This is a genomic window from Corynebacterium sp. HMSC068G04, from assembly GCF_001814885.1.
Classification (GTDB): Bacteria; Actinomycetota; Actinomycetes; order Mycobacteriales; family Mycobacteriaceae; genus Corynebacterium; species Corynebacterium hiratae.
The window spans coordinates 104,131-121,288 of record NZ_KV818353.1; the positions used below are offsets into that span (position 1 = coordinate 104,131).

Sequence of the window (17,158 nt, forward strand, 5' to 3'; positions counted from 1 at the left end):
CGGCGGTAATCAGCATGCCGTAGTCATTGTTGGTGGAGCCCATGTAGACACCGGTGGCGGTGCCGCGCAGCTGGTTGGCGGGCAGGCCGGCGTCTTCGAGGGCCTCCCACGCCACCTCCAGGAGAATGCGCTGCTGCGGGTCCATGTTGGCCGCCTCCAGCGGGGAGAGGCCGAAGAACTCGGCGTCGAAGGAAGCGATGTCCTCGATGTAGCCGCCGTCGGTGTTCTGCTGCTCCATCTTCTCGCTGGTAATCGGGTCAGAGGAGTACTCCGACCAGCGGCCGACGGGCAGCGGGCCGGTGCCGGCGCGGCCCTCGACGAGCATGTTCCAGAACTCGTCGACATTCTTGGCACCCGGGAAGCGGCCGGCATAACCGATGACGGCGATGTCCCCGCCCGCGATGGCAGCCGAGCGTGGTGCCGCCGCTCCCGGCGCGCTGTCTGCCGGGGCGCCGGCGACGCCGTTGACGAGGCGCTCGGCCAGCTGCGCGATGGTGGGGTACTCGTAGGCCACGGTGGGCTCGAGCTTAATACCGAGGAGGTTTTCTAATTCGCCGGAGAGGACGACTGCGTCACGCGAGGACAGCCCGAAATTCTCCAGTGGCTTGGTGTCCGTGATTTCCTCTGCCGACAGGCCGGTGGTCTGCGCAACCCAGGTGCGCAGCCAGCCACGAAGCTCTTCAACGGTCATAAATCTCTAGCTTTCTTACGCGGACTAAAATTTTCTATCTATGCGGTCGATTTTGCGCAGCACAAAAGCGCGCACATCGATGCGTCTATAGGGGTTATCGGACGATTATCTCACTTTGTTAACTTGGGTTTCATAACCGACATACCCACAGGCAGCGGCAACCCCCGCCCCCACGGCTCACGCGGGGAACGGGGGTTGGAGGGTGCGGCGCCTTTAAGAGGCGAGGTAGCTCTTCTTGGCCACGCGGCGGGCAATCTTGCCCGAAGAGGTGCGCTTGATTTCGTTAGCGCTGAACCACTGGATGACGGCCGGGGTCACGCCGTGGTTCGCGGAGACCGCGGAGCGGATGACCTCGGATGCAGCGGCGTCATCGGCCGGGTTGGCGTCGTCGGCGCGCTCGATGAGCAGCACGAGCTCCTCGGTGCTGCCGCCTTCCACGGAGAAGGCCGCGATGGAGTCCGCGCGCACGTGGTCCGAGGCCTCCTGCACGGTGCCTTCAATGTCCTGCGGGTAGTGGTTGCGGCCAGCCACCACGATGAGGTCCTTGAGACGACCGGTGATGTACACCTGGTTATCCACGATGGCCGCCAGGTCACCGGTGGCCAGCCAGTTGTTGTCCTCCGGCGCGTTCGGCACGCGGGTGCCCTCCGCCAAACGCTCGCCGAGCGTGTTGTGGAAGGTAGAGGCAGTTTCTTCCGCGCGGTCCAAGTAGCCGGCGGCACGGTTCTCTCCATGCAGCCAGATCTCGCCCACACGGCCATCCGGCAGCTCGACCTTGGTCTCCGGGTCCACGATGGTCAGGTGCTGGGCCACGACGCTCTGACCACAGGAGGCGTAGGCCACGGAGTCCGCGGACTTCTCCACGATGACTGCTTCGCCCTCGGCCAGACGCTCGCGGTCGAAGTGGGAAATGATCGGGCGCTCCAGAGTCTGCGGGGTGGTGACGATCAGCGAGGCCTCCGCCATGCCGTAGGAGGGGCGCAGGGTCTCACGGCGCAGGCCGTACTCCTCCTTGCCAAAGACCTCCCAGAAGGAATTCACCGCGGACTCCGTGACCGGCTCCGAGCCGATCACGATGCCATCGACGTTGCTGAAGTCCAGCGTCTCCCCCGCCGCCGGAGCACCGTAGCGCGCGGCAAGCTCGAGGGCGAAGTTGGGAACCACGGCGTAGGTTCCCTGCAGCTGCTCATCGATGGGCTGACGCTTGAGCTGGTCAATCCAGCGCTTAGGTTGCTGGACGAAGTCACGCGGCGTCATGATCTCCAGGTTGACGCCCAGGATGGTCACGAAAACCGCCAGGATGATGCCCATGTCGTGGTGCATCGGCAGCCAAGAAACCACGCGGGCCGGCAGCTTAATCTGTACCGCGGTGAAGATCTGCAGCACGTTGGTCATGATGTTGCGGTTGGTCAGCAGCACGCCGGCCGGGGTGCGGGTGGAACCGGAGGTGTACTGCAGGAAGGCCGGCTGATCCAGCGGCGCGGTCTGTAGCGCGGCAAGCGCGGCCTTGCCTTCCTCCGTCTCCAGCGGGTTGACCCAGCTCTGTGCCAGCGAATCCGGCAGGGAGTCGATGGAGATGATGCGCGGGCGCTCGGCTGCTGGGCGGTCCGAGAAGTACGCGCGGTTGGCGGCAGCGGACGTGTTGTTGGTCAGCACGATCGACGGGTTGGCATCGCCGAAGACCGCCCGCAGGTGATCGGTGTGGCCGGGCTCGTTCGGATCATAGAGCGGGATCGGGGTCATACCGGCGTACATCGCGCCCAGGAAGCCGAAGATGTACTCGGGGGAGTTGCCCGCCAGGATGGCCACGCGATCCCCCATCTTGCCCACCTGCTGCAGGCGCGCTGCTACCGCCTTGATGCGGGTATTGACCTGGGAGCGGGTGATATCGCGCGGGGTGCCCTCCGGATTATCGGTATAGACCCACTGGCGCATGACCGGGCGATCCGGGATTCCCGCCTGCTGCTCCGCGGCATAGACGTGTTCGGCGAGCCCCGCCAACGTGAGGTGAGGCGGCAGGGCGATGTTGCCCTTGTCGTCGAAGAACTGGCCGATCAAGGCTTTCAGGTCCATGTGGGAAAGCTCCTTCGTAGGGTAGAGAGGGGCGCGCACCCCTGCTTCACGTACTTTTGACATTGAAAATATCAGAAGGAGTGTGCCGAACGTTACATGGCGCGCGGGCGGGACGTCGTCAAGCGCTACTGCGCGTCGATGGTGTCCTTAGCCCACTGCGTGACCCACTGGTTGGTGGTGACCCCTTCGATAACGTCCGGATTGTAGGCATACAGTGCATGAACGCCGTTGGCGTCGATGAGGTCACGCGCTCGTTCGAGCCCGTTGCTCACGTCCAGGGGCGCATCACAAATAGAGTCATTCGGCGCACAGATTTGGAAAGTGCGGTCCGCCAACTCCCCAAAGCCATTGGCGCGCGCACCGCGCATGGTGGCGCCCGGGACGATGCCCTGAATCAAGGTCGACACCGGCTGCAGGGCAATCTCCGCGCCCACGCCGCCGACGTGCGCGCCCGGGTTAATGCCCACGCCGTCCTGGCGCCGGCCGTCCGCAATGAGGGCCACACCCGCCACGCTCTCCGCGGGGATGGGTCCATTGCCGCCGCCGATGCGGTCCGCCACATCACCCGCGATGACCGCTCCCTGCGAAAATCCGCTCAGGATGAACTTCGTGTCCGGGCAGGTCTCGTGCATGTAGGTCAGCTCGCCCTCGAGGCGCGAGGTGCCTTCGTTGCGGGAATCGTCGTAGCTCATCTCGTGCTGCGCGTTGATGTTCTTAAACTGCGCGGTGTACGGCAGCGTCCACACCTTAACGTCCTCGGGGACGTAGGCCTCCTTCAGGGGATTCGTGATCGAGAGCATGAAGGAGTTCGGGTTCGCGCCCGGGTTGATCGGATCATCGTCCGCGGCGGATTCCCACGTTCCCGGCGCGGAGATGAATTCCACGCGCGGGCACCAGTCCGGCTGCTCGGGGGCCGTGTTGTCCTCCTCCTGGGAAGGGGCAGGCTCCGCAAGGTTTCCTTGTTCCCCTTCCTCACGGGTGTTGAGGAAGTGAACCGCTCCCCCGCCAATCAGGGCGAGGAGGACGACCACGGCAAGGACGGTCAGAGTGTTACGCATGGTTTTACGCATGAAGAAATTTCTACCTTGGGAAGGTGCGGGATTGACTGGAAAATCCCTGCCACATTACTGAGCGCAGAGCGCGCGGCCCTGCTCGGTGATGAGCTGGACGAGTTCTTCGTGGCCGAGTTCGCTGCGACCCTGCTCGATGAGCTGCCCAGCCACCGCGGGCACGGTGACGGTATCGCCCTGGCAGGAGGCTTGTGCTGCGCCCACCAGCTGGTCTTCTACGCCGTCGACGTTCACGCCCTTCTCAGCCACTGCGGCCAGGAAGTCCTGGTCCGGGCCTTGTTCAGGCGCGGGCGCGGGAATTTCGGAGATCTCGCGCGCGCCGCGGTCCTCCGGCTCGTCGCCTTGCGCTCGCTCACTCTGCTCGGAGGGCGACGCCGACGCTGAGCTGGACGACGCCTTGCTTGACGACGATTCACCGCTCGCCCCCGAGGAGCGCTCCAGCGGCGCCACCGATGTTTCGGTGGCCTCACCTTCCTCGACGGTGGCGGAACCGCAGCCGGTCAACAGCGCACCGGCGGCCAGCAACACGGCCGCGCCGGCTGTCGCAGCGGGACGGGCGGAGAAAAATCGCATAGCCGTCCCTACTTCTTATCCGCCTGAACCTGGCCCATGACCTTGCGGATAACACCGTGCTGGAAGGTCTGGGTCAGCCCGCCGGCCGGGATCGTCGCATAATCCTCGGTGGGCCAGCCGAACTCGCCCTGCTCGTAGCCGTGCTTTCCCCACTCATCGAAGATCTCTCCCTTGAGGATGTAGTGCGCGCCGGAGTCCATGGACCAGTAGATGTTGCCGTGCTCGAACTCCTGGAAGAAGCCGCCGTTGACGGCCTTCTCCTCACCCACCGGGAAGCCCAGCTCGGAGTCAGCAGCCTTCAGCTCCTTGTACTTCGCGCCGATAGCACCGTGCACGATGTGGAAGGAACCGTCTGGATTGCGGGTCAGTACGCCGTCCTCGAACTCCTGGACCTCGCCGTCGCCGACCTTGCGCGGCTCGGCTACCGGGTACTTGAGGTCGCCGCCCTCGAAGCCGTTCTTGCCCCAGGCGTCGAAGAAGTCCTTCGAGATAGGCCAGGCGCCGGTCTCCGGGGTCCAGTAGATGGAGCCATGCTCGAAGTGGACGTAGCGTCCGCGACCGTCGGGGGTCTTCTCCTCACCGGTCTTCGGGAAACCCAACCAGGAGGTCGGGCCACCGAGCTCGGAGTAGCGTGCGCCGATGCGGCCGATAACGGCGTGCGCACCAGTCTCCGGGGACCAGTAGGCAGTACCGGCCTGGAAGTCCTGGGCCTTGCCGCGCTCGGCGACGTCATACTCGTTGTTCACGCAGGAGCCGATGATGCCGGACTTGGTGGCCTCAGCGATGGCCCCAACCGGGGTGCAGTCCGCGCCACGGTCGCTCTTGTCCAAGCCGAGAGAATCGGCGATGTAGGGCCATGCCTCGGTCATCTCGAACTGCCAGTATTCCCAGCTGTGAACGCCGGTCGGGCGGAACTTCACGACCGGCTCGACGCCGACGCGCTTGGCGTAGTCAACGAAGGTCTGGGTGGACATGCGCGAGATTGCTTCTAGGCCCACGCCGGCCATGTTGGCCTGGCCCTTCGCCACGGAGCCGATTTGGCCGTAGTCGTCCTTGCCGTTGCCGGCGGAGACGTAGACCTTCATGTCCTTGAGGTTTTCAATACCCAGCTTCGGATCGTGATCGATCCAATCCTGGGAGTAGAGATCGCCCCACATGTTGGTGGAGGTGAATCCGCCGGCATCGGCCTGCGCGGCGGTAATGGCCTCCGGCATACCGGTGGTGGTGGTGTCGAGGTAACCCGAGAAAGAGCCAACATACTTGAAGGCCCAGGGGTTGCGCTCGGCCAGGTTCATGGCGGCGGTACCACCCATGGAGATACCGGTCACGGCGCGCTTGCCGTTGGAGCGGTAGCCCTTCTCCAGGATCGGGATGAGCTCCTTCATCAGGAAGGTCTCCCACATGTAGTGGGTGCCGTTGTCTTCCTTCTGCCAGTCGGAGTAGAAAGAGGACTCGCCGCCCACCGGCATGATGAGGTTGACGTTGCGGTCGGCGTACTGGGACAGGATGTTGGTCTCGATGGTCCAACCGGACTCATCGTCACGCGCGCGCAGGCCGTCGAGTGCCCAGACCTCCGGGAAGGTCTTGTCCGGGCTGGAGTACCAATCGCGCGCGAGCTGAATCTGCACGACCTGCTCCTTGTCCGGCATCGCAGCGGACTTAATGTAGACCTTGAGGTGGCGGTTGGTCAGATATTCCACGCGAGAGACGGACACGCCCTCCGGCAGGCCCTCGATCTTCGGGTACTCCGTCTCCACCGGAGTACGCTGCGGTGGGTTGGACGGGGCGAAAGAATCGGAGAAGTTAGAGCTTCCCAGCAGGTCGGTAATGCCCTCGCTCGAGGAGCTTGAGGACTGCGCGTTTGCGATAGGCAGCAACGCAAAGCCCACTGCCACGGCGGTGGGCAGCGCAGCGATGGTCAGGCCCTTGCGGGCTGCGGACGGGGAACGCAGGCCGGAATCCTTAGCGGACCGGCGAGGCTGAGATGACGCAGTGTTCGGCATTGAAGAGTCCTTTTAAGGGGTATATCGAGATAAGGGCACGCGGTGCCGCGAGCGAGCTCCGCAGGTTCCCCTCCTGCGGAACTCGCCGCCGCACGCGTGGTGAGCGGTCTAGTGTGTTCTCAAGTTTAAGTTTAACTTGAGACTTTCGGTAGGGGGACACGCCCAGCGGCGGGATGAAAAAGCCGCCACGCCCAAGGGCACGGCGGCTAGCTAGTTACCAGGCGTTCATAACGTTGAGCACCTGCGGCTTGGAGCGTTCCAGCTGGTAACCGAACTGCTCCCAGTTGTGCAGGCCCTGGGCCGGGTAATCCGTCTGCAGGCGAACACCCATCGCCCGAGCCTTGAGCTCCCACAGGCGGGTGGTGCCGTTGGCGAAGGCTTCCAACGCCATGCCCGACGCGATGTGCTGCGGCAAGTAGCGTTGTTGATCCAGCGGCCCCGGAACACCGGAAGCGGCGGACACGTAAACATCCGTTCCGTTTGCAGCCAGATCCGGGATCAGGTTGAAGGGGTCATTGCTGAAGCGCTTCGGGTTGATGACGGAGCCGTACATGGCGTTGATGTTGAAGCCGCCGGCGTCGAGAAGCGCCAGGCGCATAAAGGTCTGAGCTCCCGGCAACGTCGTGGTGAGGTAGCCAGAGTAGGACAGCGCCTGGCGGAACTGCTCCGGGTGCTTGCCGGCGAGGGTGATCGCCGCGGTAGCGCCCATGGACAGGCCAGCAATGGAGTTATTGTTGCGGGCCACGCCGAAGTTGCCCTCAAGGTAAGCCGGCAACTCCTGCGTCAGGAAGGTCTCCCACTGGTAGTTGACCGGCTTGACCAGGTCATAGGTAGCCGGACCATTCCAGTCCGCATAGAAGGAGCCAGCGCCGCCCACCGGCATCACCAGGGTGATGTTGTGGTCCACGTAGGTGCGCGCGGCGTTGACGTCATGGATCCACGCGTTGGTGGAATCGGTCGCGCGCAGACCATCGAGCAGGTAGAGGCCCGCGTTGCCGCCGTTCTTGGCAGGCTGGATCTGCACCGGGATGTTTCGGCCCATCGCCTGGGACCACACATCGCAGCGCTGCACCCAGAAGCCAACGCGATCCCACTCGCAGGTGCCGGTGGCGTCCGCGCGCAGCCAGTCACGGTGAGCTGCGGATGCTTCTTGGGTGCCGGCGGTCACGACCAGGCCCAAGGCCACGGCGATAGCGGCCACCACTGAGAGGACCCGAGTCCGCAGGCCAGAGCTTAGTGAACTCATGTTTCTCCTTAACATTTTTACTGCCATTACTACATCGCCAACACGCCAGCGATAGTTACGGATCAATAACGAGAATCTTTTGTAGCGTAACGCACCCTGGCAATTTTTGCCTCCCCGTGGGGGTATTTGCCAGCCCGCCCCAAGCTAGTGGGCAGGGTAATCGGCCGGATCGGCAGAAAACATGAGGGTGCGCCCCGTGGTCAAAGAGAAGGCCAAATTCGCGCGGAAGCGCTCCCACGTCAGGGGCTCGCTGTAGGAAGCAACAAGCTCCTGCACCTCTGGCGTCGCCAGCGCCGCCCGCGCCTGCCGAGTCTTGTCCTTGTCATACCACGGCGGGAGGTACTCAATGTCCGCGCCGGTCAGCGCCGCCTGCCACTCCAGTTCGAGGTGCTTGTCGTGGCCCACGCGTCCGCCTTCCTCGCGGGGCATCCGTGCGGCCAGCGGCGTGGCCAGACCAATGGTGTCGAGCACCCGCACGTTGAGCGGCGCGTTCATTGAGGTCATTCCCAGGTTGACCAGGTAGACCGTCGGCGGCTCCTCCGCGCCCGGCTCGCGCGGGACGGTGAGCCAATTGAGCTGGTCCTTCTCCTTGTCCTCTACGTAGATGACACCCAGCGCATCGCCGTGCGCCAACTTTTCGGTGGCTTCCCCGTATCCGCGCATGAACTTCATCGTCATGTAGTCCCGTGCCGAACGCGGCGGGTAACCCGCCTCGCGGTTCGTAGCGTAGGTCCAGAAGTCGCGCTCATCCACGATGGACAGCGGCTGCTCGTAGGCCTCCCAGTCCGTCGGGTGCCCGCGCAGCACGACCACCACGGCCCACACCGCGCAGAAGGCCGCCGCGAGCACAGACACCAGGCCTCTCAGCGGCAGCACGAAGACTGGGAGGAGGGCGGCAAACAGCGGCAGCAGCAGCATGCGGCCGTGCATGAAGTCACCGCCGACGCGCAGCACGTACACCACATGCACCACCGCCGCACCGACCAGCAGGTAAGTGACGGTCGTGGAGCTTCGCAGGGCCGCCGGACGCAGGTGGGCGCGGAAGGTCCACAGCGCAGCACCCGCCAGCACGAGAACGGGCAAGTACAGGGCATACGGACCAACGAAGTCACCGACATAGTCCAGGCCGCTGCCCCACGCGCTTGACGACGCCGACTTGGCCACCGCCGTGTGCGGCGTCAACAGGCCGTAATAGCCCATGCGGAAGAATTGGTAACCCGCCGGGATGGGCAGAGCCGCGCCAAGAATGCCGAGCCAGGCTTTCCAATTGCGATGTGCGGCCAAGAGGAGCAGGCCGGCCAGTCCGCCGTAGAGCGCGAATTCCGGGCGCACGAGCCAGGACAATCCCGCCCACAGCGCCAGCCAGTAGGCGCTGGCGTTATCGTGAGACTGCGCCCAGTGCTGGAGCAACGCCCACAGGGCGGCGAGGTAGAAGATGGACAGGCCCCACTCCAAACCGGAGGTGAAGAAATCACGGGCCGGGGGCAGCGCGAGGTAGACCAGCGCGCCCGCGGGCGCCAGTAGCGGTGTGGCGAGTTGGCCCGAGCGGAAGAAGGCCCGGGCTGTGGCCCACGCCCCCAGCGCCATGGCCGCGACCGCCAGAAGCAATCCCAGGTTGACGGCGATGGACTCCAGCGGGGCGTTGGTGACCCAGCGGGCAAGCAGGATGAGGTACTGCCACAGCGTCGAGGTATTGGCCTCCACGCGCTCGCCCGCGTTGAAAACGGGGCCGTTGCCCTCCTCCAGGTTGCGCACGGTGCGCAGGACGATGAGGCCGTCATCGGAAATCCAGCGGCGCGCGAAGCCGCCCCAAAACGAGAAAACTCCGATCACGATGACCGAGGCCAGCGCGCTGAGCGCCGCCGCGGTACGTGATTCGGATTTTCGCATGAGGAGAGAGTCTAGCCCATCATGACCGGCATGATGTACACCGCCATGGCAATACAGGCCAGCCACAGCAGGGCCAGGATCTGCAGGACGCGGTCCTCCAGGGCAATCTCATCCGGGGCACCGCCGTTGCCGCGGTCCACGTCGGCGGCATAGCGCAGGATGGCGATGGTAAACGGCACCATGGACACCTGGTACCACACGCTGGCCGGGCCATCAGACTCGTTGGAAAGCTGGAAACCCCACAGCGAGTAGGACATGACCACGGCGGTGGCGGCCAAAGTCCACACGAAGCGCAGGTAGGTAGGCGTATAGCCCTCCAAGGACTTACGGATCTTGGCGCCCGTGCGCTCCGCCAGAAGGATCTCCGAGTAGCGCTTGCCCGAGGCCATGAACAGCGAACCAAAAGCGGCCACCAACAGGAACCACTGGGAGAGCACGATGCCCGCGGCCACACCACCGGCCATGGTGCGCAGCATGAATCCGGAGGACACCAGGGCAATATCAATCACCGGCATGTGCTTCCATCCGAAGCAATAGCCCAGCTGCAGGCCGATGTAGATGGCCATGACAATGGCGAGCTGCAGGCCCGCGGTGGCCAAGAAGGACAGTCCAATCGAACCGATGATGAGCACCGCGGCCATGGCATAAGCCAAGCTCACCGGAAGCACGCCCGCCGCGATGGGGCGGAAGCGCTTCGTCGGGTGCGCGCGGTCAGCCTCCACGTCGCGGGCATCGTTGATGAGATAGATGGAGGATGCGCCCATGCAGAAGACGATGAAGGCGAGGAGGACGTCGAGAAGCACGCGCGTGTGGAACAGCGAATCCGCGCCCGCGGCCGCAGGGGCGGCGAGAACGAGGACGTTCTTGACCCACTGCTTGGGGCGCAACGCCTTCACCATGCCATCGGCGAGGTTTTTCGGCGGCTTGCGCTTGCGGCCGGTATCGATGCCGGAGGTGTGCGGCTCAGAGTGGAAGACTCTCTGCTCACCGTCGTCGACGCGGTTAGGACGTTCGCTCATGCGGTCTTCCTTTCATAGCGATGGCATGCTTCCGCGGTGGCGGCTCCCAGCAGGGCGCCGATCGCCGTATCGGATGGGTAATGTACCCCGAGCACCATACGCGAGGCCATCATGACCGGCACACCAACGAGCGGTGCCGGGGTTCCCAGAACGTAAGCGGCGCCCACGAGGAACGCGCTTGTCGACGTCGCGTGCGAAGAAGGAAAGGACAGCTTAGAAGGGGTTTTCACGCCGACTTTGACGTAGTCATAGTCCGGGCGCTTGCGCCGCACAATGCGCTTGATCACAACGCTGGCCGCGTGCGCCGTGAAAGCACCCGCACCGACAGCTACCCATTGGCGGCGGCGCGCCGGATTCTGGTAATTCACGGCGGCACCTAAGCCGGAGAGCGCCAGCCAGCCCAGGGCGTGCTCGCCGAAGTGGCTTAAACCCCGCGCGGTGGGCAGAACGCCGGGCGCATCGAAGGCCGCATCCTGGATCTTCTCGAGGACACGGGATTCGGCGACAGAAAGCTTATTGGGCATCGAAGACCTTTCGCCAGGACTCGCGGGAGGTCAGCTCCGGCAGAGCCGCGCGGTACTCGGCGCGCAGGTCGTCGAAGTTATCCTCAATTTCCTTGAGCAGCTCGCGGGTGGACTTCACCAGCTCGAGGGCCAGCTCGCGGTCGCGCTTGCGGAAGGCCACGCCAGTGCCGCCCGCGGTGGAGACGGTGGCGGAATCCACGCGGGAGAGCGTGAACCAGCGGGCCTCCTCCGGGGTGAGATTGAGCTGCGGTGCTTCGTGGTGTGCCGGGTCTTCCTTGGTGACCAGGTGCTTGGCGGACTTGATAAGCCACGGAATTTTCTTGATCTTGCCCAGGCGGCCACCGACATTGCGGGTGGGCACGCCCGGCGCGCCGGTGGGCGCGGGCAGCTGATCCGCCGAATCGATGATGACGGCGTCCGGGAACTCCTTGCGGATTGCGGCGATGCGCGGCAGCGAGGACTCCAGGATGTCGAAGAGCTGGTCCGGTCCGGCCAGGAAGTCCTTCATGGCTTCCAGCTGGATGGCAATGGTGGAGTACTCCATGCACATGGTGTGCTTGAGGGTGGACTTGAAGATGGACTTGGTAATCCCGCGCGCATCGCCCTCGTGGTAGAGGGCCGCCACGATGAGGCGGTTGCGCAGGTGGAAGTAGGCCTGCCAGTCGATGGCATCGTCCTTATCCGCCCACGCCATGTGCCAGATGGCAGCGCCCGGCCAAGTCACCGTGGGGAAGCCGTGGGCGGCGGCGCGCAGGGAGTATTCGGTGTCATCCCACTTGATGAACAGCGGCAGCGGCTGCCCGATGCTTTCCGCCACGACGCGCGGGAAGAGGCACATCCACCAGCCGTTGTATTCCCCGTCGACGCGGCGGTGCAGCGCGCGGGAGTCGTACTTCTTCGGGTCAAGGTGGGACTGCGCGTCACCGATGGCGCGCAGCGGGTACTTGGCAAAGTCGTGGTCATAGACGGCGTGCTCGGCCGCACCCCACATGAAGTCAGCGCGGTTCACACGCTCGCCAGTCGTGCGCAGCTGGGAGCGCTCCTGCAGGTTGAGCATCTGGCCGCCGACGATGAAGGGCTTGGCGGCGTAACGCGCTGCTTGGACCGCACGAAGGATGGAATCCGGCTCGATGGCGATGTCATCATCCATGTAGAGGATGTAGGGCGAGTCGGTATTCTCCAGCGCCTCGAACATGATGCGGGAGTAGCCGCCCGAGCCGCCCAGGTTGCCCTGGCGGAACTCGCGGAAGCGCTCACCGAAGTGCGCCACGGCCTCGTCGTAGCCCGGCTCGTCCGCTGGGTGCTGGTTGCCCTGGTCCGGCATGAGGACGTAGTCGATGATGCCGTCCACCACCGGATCCTCCGCCAGCGCCTGCAGCGCCGCGACGGCGTCGGTGGGGCGGTTGAAGGTCGGAATGCCTACGGCGACGCGCTTCTCCTGCGCCGGGTACTCGCTGCCGTCCGGCAGGAGCTGCGGGTTCGGGGCGTGCGGGGCGCACCAGGCGGCGTCGCTAAGCACGGTGTCTTCAACAGCAGAGGCATCGAACCACAGCAGGCCGCCGTCCTCGAAGTTCTTCAGGGGCAGCTCAAACTCGTGGTGGCCGGTGGTTACCACGTGGTTGGCCACGGCGATGCGCTGGCCGTCCTGCTTGGAACGGTAGAGGGAAATGTTGGCCTCGCCCTCGACGTCCATCGCCAGCACGATGGACTTCAGCTGGGACCAACGGCGCCAGTAGGCGGCCGGGAAGGCGTTGAAGTAGGTCTCGAAGGAGGCCTCCTCGCCGGCCGGGATGGTCACGGAGGTGCGGCCGCTCCAGCTGAGTCGCTCGCGGTTTTGCTCGGACTCGATGAGGTAGAGCATGCGGACGTCGACCGGCTCGCCACGCTTGGGCAGCAGGATGCGCTGTACGGGTTCGTACGCAGCAGAATTGTTGGCAGTCACGATATCTTCGGTTCTCCACACAGATTTCGACAGTATTCAGAACCCCAGATTAGTGGTTAAGTACTGCTGCGCTGAGTTCCCACGCGGCTGAGGGTTAAGCCGTGACGGCCGCATCCTCCGAGATGGGCTCGATGCCCAGGCGGTTGAGCATGTAGAGCACGCGGGCGCCGAGGTCATCGGCCAGCTCGCGGGTCTCCTCTACGGTTTCTGCCGTGGCAATGTCCCAAATCTTGACGTCCTTGCCGGCCTCATCGCGCGGGACCTCGCGGCCCAGGTACACGATGTAATCCGGGATCGTGACCAGACGCAGGTCCTCGACGTAGCGGTCCGGGTGTTCCGCCATGCCGCGCTCCTGCAGCACGTGGGCCATGTGGGAGTCCGGGTCGTTTTCGGGGTGTGCTACGGCGGCGTCGACAAGCAGGGCGTCGCCGGCGTACTTCTTCGTCAGCGCCACGGCAGCCTGCGCCAGGGCGTGGTCGGCGCCTGCGGAGAAACGCACGTGGATGCGGTGGGTGCCGAAGTGCTCGCGCACCTCACGCTCCACCATCACGGGAACAAATTCATCTAAGGTCGCACCAGCTTCGTGACGCTCAATGGTGGCATCGAGGAAGGAGTCAATCTCCTGCGCGGTGTACTCGTGGCCATAATCTGCGTGTAAATCCTGGCGCAACGTATCGAAACGGCGGGCGTTAGGGGAAGTCATCTCTAAACTCACTTTCTGTTCGCCTATTGTTAACCTACTGTTAACCTTAGGTCATTGTTGGCCAGACCACAAGTTTTATTTTCTTTGCTCTAGTTCCGCACGCTGGCAAAACGTCCCCCATAAACGGCCAAAGGCCCGCCGGGTGTTCCGGCAGGCCTTCTTGGATTGCTCCTTCTTCTTATCGGGAATGCGCGTTGCGCGACTGCGCAGCTTGAGGTGTTCCTCGAGCCGCTCCGGGGACATCTTCCACATGCTGCGGTCCGCACGCTTCTTCTTGCGCTGGGCCATGCCGTCACCTCCTTCCATCGAGGTGTTTCAGCATAGCGCGCCACGCTACGCTGCGGGAACCAACCCGCACGCGTCCTAACCTAGTGGCCGCGCTCCTGCTCCAGGGCCTTGCCCTCGTTCCAGAACGGGGCCAGCTTGTTATCGAACAGGCTCAGCGCGGACGCGATGGCCATATGCATGTCCAGGTACTGGTAGGTGCCCAGGCGGCCGCCGAAGAGAACCTGGTTCTCGCGGGCCTCAGCGGCGGCGAGCTTGCGGTAGGCCTCCAGCTTGGAGCGGTCCTCCGGGGTGTTAATCGGGTAGTACGGCTCATCGCCCTTCTCAGCAAAGCGCGAGTACTCCTTCATAATCACCGTCTTGTCCTTGGGGTACTTATCGGCGCGCTCCGGGTGGAAGTGGCGGAACTCGTGGATGCGGGTGTAGTCCACGTCCGCATCGTTGTAGTTCATCACCGGGGTGCCCTGGAAGTCACCGGTCTCCAGCACCTCCAGGTCGAAGTCCAGCGTGCGCCAGCCCAACTCACCCTCGGCGAAATCGAAGTAGCGGTCCAGCGGGCCGGTGTAGACCACCGGCGCGCTTGGCGACGCCCCCCGCACCTCCTCGCGCACGTCGAACCAGTCGGTGTTGAGTTGGACGTCGATAAGCTCGTGCTCCGCCATCTTCTCCAGCCAGGCCGCGTAGCCGTCGACGGGCAGACCTTCGTAGGTGTCGTTGAAGTAGCGGTTGTTGAAGGTGTAGCGCACCGGAAGGCGCGTGATGTTGCCGGCCGGCAGCTCCTTCGGGTCGGTCTGCCACTGCTTGGCGGTGTAATCGCGGATGAAGGCCTCGTAGAGCGGGCGGCCAATGAGCGCGATGGCCTTCTCCTCCAGGTTCTTGGCCTCATCCACGGCGAACTCGCCGGCCTGCTCCTTGATGAGCTGGCGTGCCTCGTCCGGGGAGTAGTAGCGGCCGAAGAACTGGTTAATCAGACCCAGGCCCATCGGGAACTGGTAGGCCGTGCCGTCATGCATAGCAAAGACGCGGTGCTGGTAGTCGGTGAAATCGGTGAACTGGTTGCAGTACTCCCACACGCGCTTATTCGAGGTATGGAAGAGGTGCGCGCCGTACTTGTGGACCTCGATGCCGGTCTCCGGCTCAGCCTCCGAGTAGGCGTTACCGCCCAGGTGCTCGCGGCGCTCGACGATGAGCACCTTCTTGCCCAGCTGGGAGGCTGCGCGCTCGGCCACGGTGAGGCCAAAGAATCCAGATCCAACAACGATGAGGTCATATGCAGTCATGGGCATCAGCTTAAAGCAGTAACGCGCACAGAACGGCGGGTGACACCCAAGCGAGAAAACTCGCGTGTCACACCTTCTTTCACTCCAACACCTGGCGTAACATTTGTCCCGTTAGTTAACTTTTTGCGCTCCTCTTAACCTCGTGGCGCACACCATCCTAGGGAGTAATAGTGCACCTCAAACGTCGTCTTGTTCCCGCGAAATCGACGTGGTCTACGCCGGTTATCGCCACGGTCACCTCGATCGCTGTGGTCGCTGCCGCAGCCGTGGGCGGCCAAACCCTTATCCACACCCAGGAAGCGGGCAGCGGCCCCATCGAAGTAAGTTCGGCCTCCGAATCCTTCGGGTCCGGCGAAACGGTCGTGGTGGATGACCCGGCCATCGCCGCCCAGGGCGAGGGTGAAGGCCCGCGCGCCGTCAAGCAATTCCACCGCGATGAGACCTTCTCTTCCTTCGCCGTCACGTGGAAGGGTGCGCGCGACGTCGCAGCCTTCGCCCGCGCCAAGCAACCAGACGGGTCTTGGTCCGAGTGGTACGACATGGACTCTATGTCCTACAACAACGATGACCCCAACGCTACGAATGGCACCGAGCTCATCTTCGTGGGCGATACCAACGACGTGCAGGTCTCCATCAACAACGTGGATCTGGTGACTGGCTCGAACCTGGACGAAGAGTTCACCGAGACCCCCGTTGAGGACGCCGCGCTTGACGACGCCTCCTTCAACGTCGGCGACATCGCCCCCGTCGCCGAGACCGAGCCTCTACCGGCCAATAGCGACGTGGAAGGCCTCGAGGCTGTCTTCATGGACGGCAACGCCCAGGAGGGCGAGGCCATTGAGCCGACCGCTGAGACCGACGGTATGCCGCGCGTGGTCTCGCGCGCAGGTTGGGGCGCGGATGAGAGCATCCGCTGCTCGAGTCCCACCTATGACGATGGTGTGGAGGCCATTGCGCTGCACCACACCGCGGGCTCCAATAACTACACCCGCGCGCAGGCGGCCGCGCAGGTGCGCGCCGCGTACAAGTACCATGCGCAGAACCTGGGATGGTGCGATATCGGATACAACGCGCTGGTGGATAAGTACGGCACCATCTACGAGGGCCGCTACGGCGGACTCGATGAAGCCGTGCAGGGCGCCCACATCGGTGGCTTCAACCGGAATACGTGGGGCATTTCCATGATTGGTAACTACGAGACGGCCCAGCCGACGGAGGCCTTGCTGGAGTCCGTCACCGACCTGGCTGGCTGGAAGGGCGCGATTTCCGGTGTTGATCCGACTTCCCGCGTCTCCCTGCCCTCGGAGGGCTTCCGCGGCTCGCGCTACCCGGCTGGTGCCTCTGCCCCGGTCTACGGCCTCTTCGGGCACAGCGACGTTCACTTCACTGCCTGCCCAGGGCGCTACACCATCGCCCAATGGCCGAAGATCCGCCAGGCGGCGCACAAGAAGTACCTCGCCATCAAGTCGGGCGCGTCTGGTTCGACGTCCACGGACTGGGGCAGCGGAAATACCTCTACACCAGACCCCTCTGGCTCTGCGCCGAAAAACAATGCGCCGTCCGCTCCCGCACCGGCCGCACCTGCACAGGAGGCAACGTCCTCGCTGGGCGATACCGAAATCCCGATGAGCACCATCACCGCACTAGTCGGCCTGGCTGGCACGCTCTTCGCCATCATGTATGCCCGCTCGGACCAGCAGATTGACACGGATAAGACGGTCAATGGCCTGCCGGTGGAGCAGATCCCGGGCATCGTGACCAAAGTGTTGTCCCTGAGCAAGAACGAGGGCCTGAAGCAAACGTGGACGACAGTCCTTAATGCCTTCGGCCCAGCGCTGGGTCTGGCTGTTGGTGGTCCG

At 64.0% G+C, this 17,158-nt stretch carries 14 protein-coding genes; 1 reads left to right on the forward strand and 13 read right to left on the reverse strand.

Features of this window, described 5'->3' with window-relative positions; all coding sequences use genetic code 11:
- The 13 genes from HMPREF2993_RS12820 to glf form a co-directional block, all read right to left on the reverse strand.
- A partial coding sequence (locus tag HMPREF2993_RS12820; RefSeq protein WP_141758318.1) for a beta-ketoacyl synthase N-terminal-like domain-containing protein occupies positions 1–691 on the reverse strand: 691 nt, incomplete at its 3' end.
- Positions 692–904: 213 nt separating this feature from the next.
- On the reverse strand, positions 905–2,764 hold the full coding sequence (locus tag HMPREF2993_RS12825; protein WP_070702718.1) for a FadD32-like long-chain-fatty-acid--AMP ligase: 1,860 nt from the start codon (positions 2,762–2,764) through the stop codon (positions 905–907).
- A 125-nt stretch (positions 2,765–2,889) separates the two neighbouring features.
- A complete protein-coding gene (locus tag HMPREF2993_RS12830) occupies positions 2,890–3,822 on the reverse strand; it encodes a cutinase family protein (RefSeq protein ID WP_049156975.1) in 933 nt (310 codons plus the stop codon).
- A gap of 66 nt (positions 3,823–3,888) precedes the next feature.
- On the reverse strand, positions 3,889–4,407 hold the full coding sequence (locus tag HMPREF2993_RS12835; RefSeq protein ID WP_070702720.1) for a hypothetical protein: 519 nt from the start codon (positions 4,405–4,407) through the stop codon (positions 3,889–3,891).
- 8 nt (positions 4,408–4,415) lie between these two features.
- Positions 4,416–6,329 (reverse strand): alpha/beta hydrolase-fold protein, encoded by a 1,914-nt coding sequence (locus HMPREF2993_RS12840; protein ID WP_371325917.1) that lies wholly within the window; start codon positions 6,327–6,329, stop codon positions 4,416–4,418.
- Positions 6,330–6,624: 295 nt separating this feature from the next.
- Positions 6,625–7,656: an alpha/beta hydrolase gene (locus HMPREF2993_RS12845; RefSeq protein WP_175973789.1), complete on the reverse strand. Its 1,032-nt coding sequence runs from the start codon at positions 7,654–7,656 to the stop codon at positions 6,625–6,627.
- A gap of 144 nt (positions 7,657–7,800) precedes the next feature.
- Positions 7,801–9,546, reverse strand: a complete 1,746-nt coding sequence (locus HMPREF2993_RS12850) for an arabinofuranosyltransferase AftB family protein (RefSeq protein ID WP_070702724.1) — start codon at positions 9,544–9,546, stop codon at positions 7,801–7,803.
- 11 nt (positions 9,547–9,557) lie between these two features.
- A complete protein-coding gene (locus tag HMPREF2993_RS12855; RefSeq protein ID WP_049156922.1) occupies positions 9,558–10,565 on the reverse strand; it encodes a decaprenyl-phosphate phosphoribosyltransferase in 1,008 nt (335 codons plus the stop codon).
- Entirely contained in the window at positions 10,562–11,089 is a 528-nt protein-coding gene (locus HMPREF2993_RS12860) for a phosphatase PAP2 family protein (protein WP_070702726.1), read from the reverse strand. Before HMPREF2993_RS12860 ends, HMPREF2993_RS12855 begins: the two co-directional genes overlap by 4 nt.
- Complete coding sequence (locus HMPREF2993_RS12865) at positions 11,079–13,031, reverse strand: glycosyltransferase (protein WP_070702728.1); 1,953 nt, start codon at positions 13,029–13,031, stop codon at positions 11,079–11,081. The genes HMPREF2993_RS12860 and HMPREF2993_RS12865 overlap by 11 nt, the downstream gene beginning before the upstream one ends.
- A 94-nt stretch (positions 13,032–13,125) precedes the next feature.
- Entirely contained in the window at positions 13,126–13,734 is a 609-nt protein-coding gene (locus HMPREF2993_RS12870) for a three-helix bundle dimerization domain-containing protein (RefSeq protein WP_070702730.1), read from the reverse strand.
- Between the two features lie 75 nt (positions 13,735–13,809).
- Positions 13,810–14,022, reverse strand: a complete 213-nt coding sequence (locus HMPREF2993_RS12875; RefSeq protein ID WP_070702732.1) for a hypothetical protein — start codon at positions 14,020–14,022, stop codon at positions 13,810–13,812.
- An 80-nt stretch (positions 14,023–14,102) separates the two neighbouring features.
- The gene (glf, locus tag HMPREF2993_RS12880; RefSeq protein WP_070702734.1) at positions 14,103–15,299 is read right to left on the reverse strand and encodes a UDP-galactopyranose mutase; all 1,197 of its coding nucleotides are present in this window, start codon (positions 15,297–15,299) and stop codon (positions 14,103–14,105) included.
- Between the two features lie 170 nt (positions 15,300–15,469).
- Here glf and HMPREF2993_RS12885 point away from each other — a divergent pair.
- Positions 15,470–17,158: peptidoglycan recognition protein family protein (locus HMPREF2993_RS12885; protein WP_070702736.1), on the forward strand; the 1,689-nt coding region annotated here is incomplete at its 3' end.

Bases quoted from the DNA above. Each gene is read 5' to 3' on its own strand.
- HMPREF2993_RS12850 (WP_070702724.1), bottom strand. From the start codon at position 9,546: ATGCGAAAATCCGAATCACGTACCGCGGCGGCGCTCAGCGCGCTGGCC.
- HMPREF2993_RS12825 (WP_070702718.1), bottom strand. From the start codon at position 2,764: ATGGACCTGAAAGCCTTGATCGGCCAGTTCTTCGACGACAAGGGCAAC.
- HMPREF2993_RS12830 (WP_049156975.1), bottom strand. From the start codon at position 3,822: ATGCGTAACACTCTGACCGTCCTTGCCGTGGTCGTCCTCCTCGCCCTG.
- HMPREF2993_RS12870 (WP_070702730.1), bottom strand. From the start codon at position 13,734: ATGACTTCCCCTAACGCCCGCCGTTTCGATACGTTGCGCCAGGATTTA.
- HMPREF2993_RS12835 (WP_070702720.1), bottom strand. From the start codon at position 4,407: ATGCGATTTTTCTCCGCCCGTCCCGCTGCGACAGCCGGCGCGGCCGTG.
- HMPREF2993_RS12860 (WP_070702726.1), bottom strand. From the start codon at position 11,089: ATGCCCAATAAGCTTTCTGTCGCCGAATCCCGTGTCCTCGAGAAGATC.
- glf (WP_070702734.1), bottom strand. From the start codon at position 15,299: ATGACTGCATATGACCTCATCGTTGTTGGATCTGGATTCTTTGGCCTC.
- HMPREF2993_RS12845 (WP_175973789.1), bottom strand. From the start codon at position 7,656: ATGAGTTCACTAAGCTCTGGCCTGCGGACTCGGGTCCTCTCAGTGGTG.
- HMPREF2993_RS12875 (WP_070702732.1), bottom strand. From the start codon at position 14,022: ATGGCCCAGCGCAAGAAGAAGCGTGCGGACCGCAGCATGTGGAAGATG.
- HMPREF2993_RS12855 (WP_049156922.1), bottom strand. From the start codon at position 10,565: ATGAGCGAACGTCCTAACCGCGTCGACGACGGTGAGCAGAGAGTCTTC.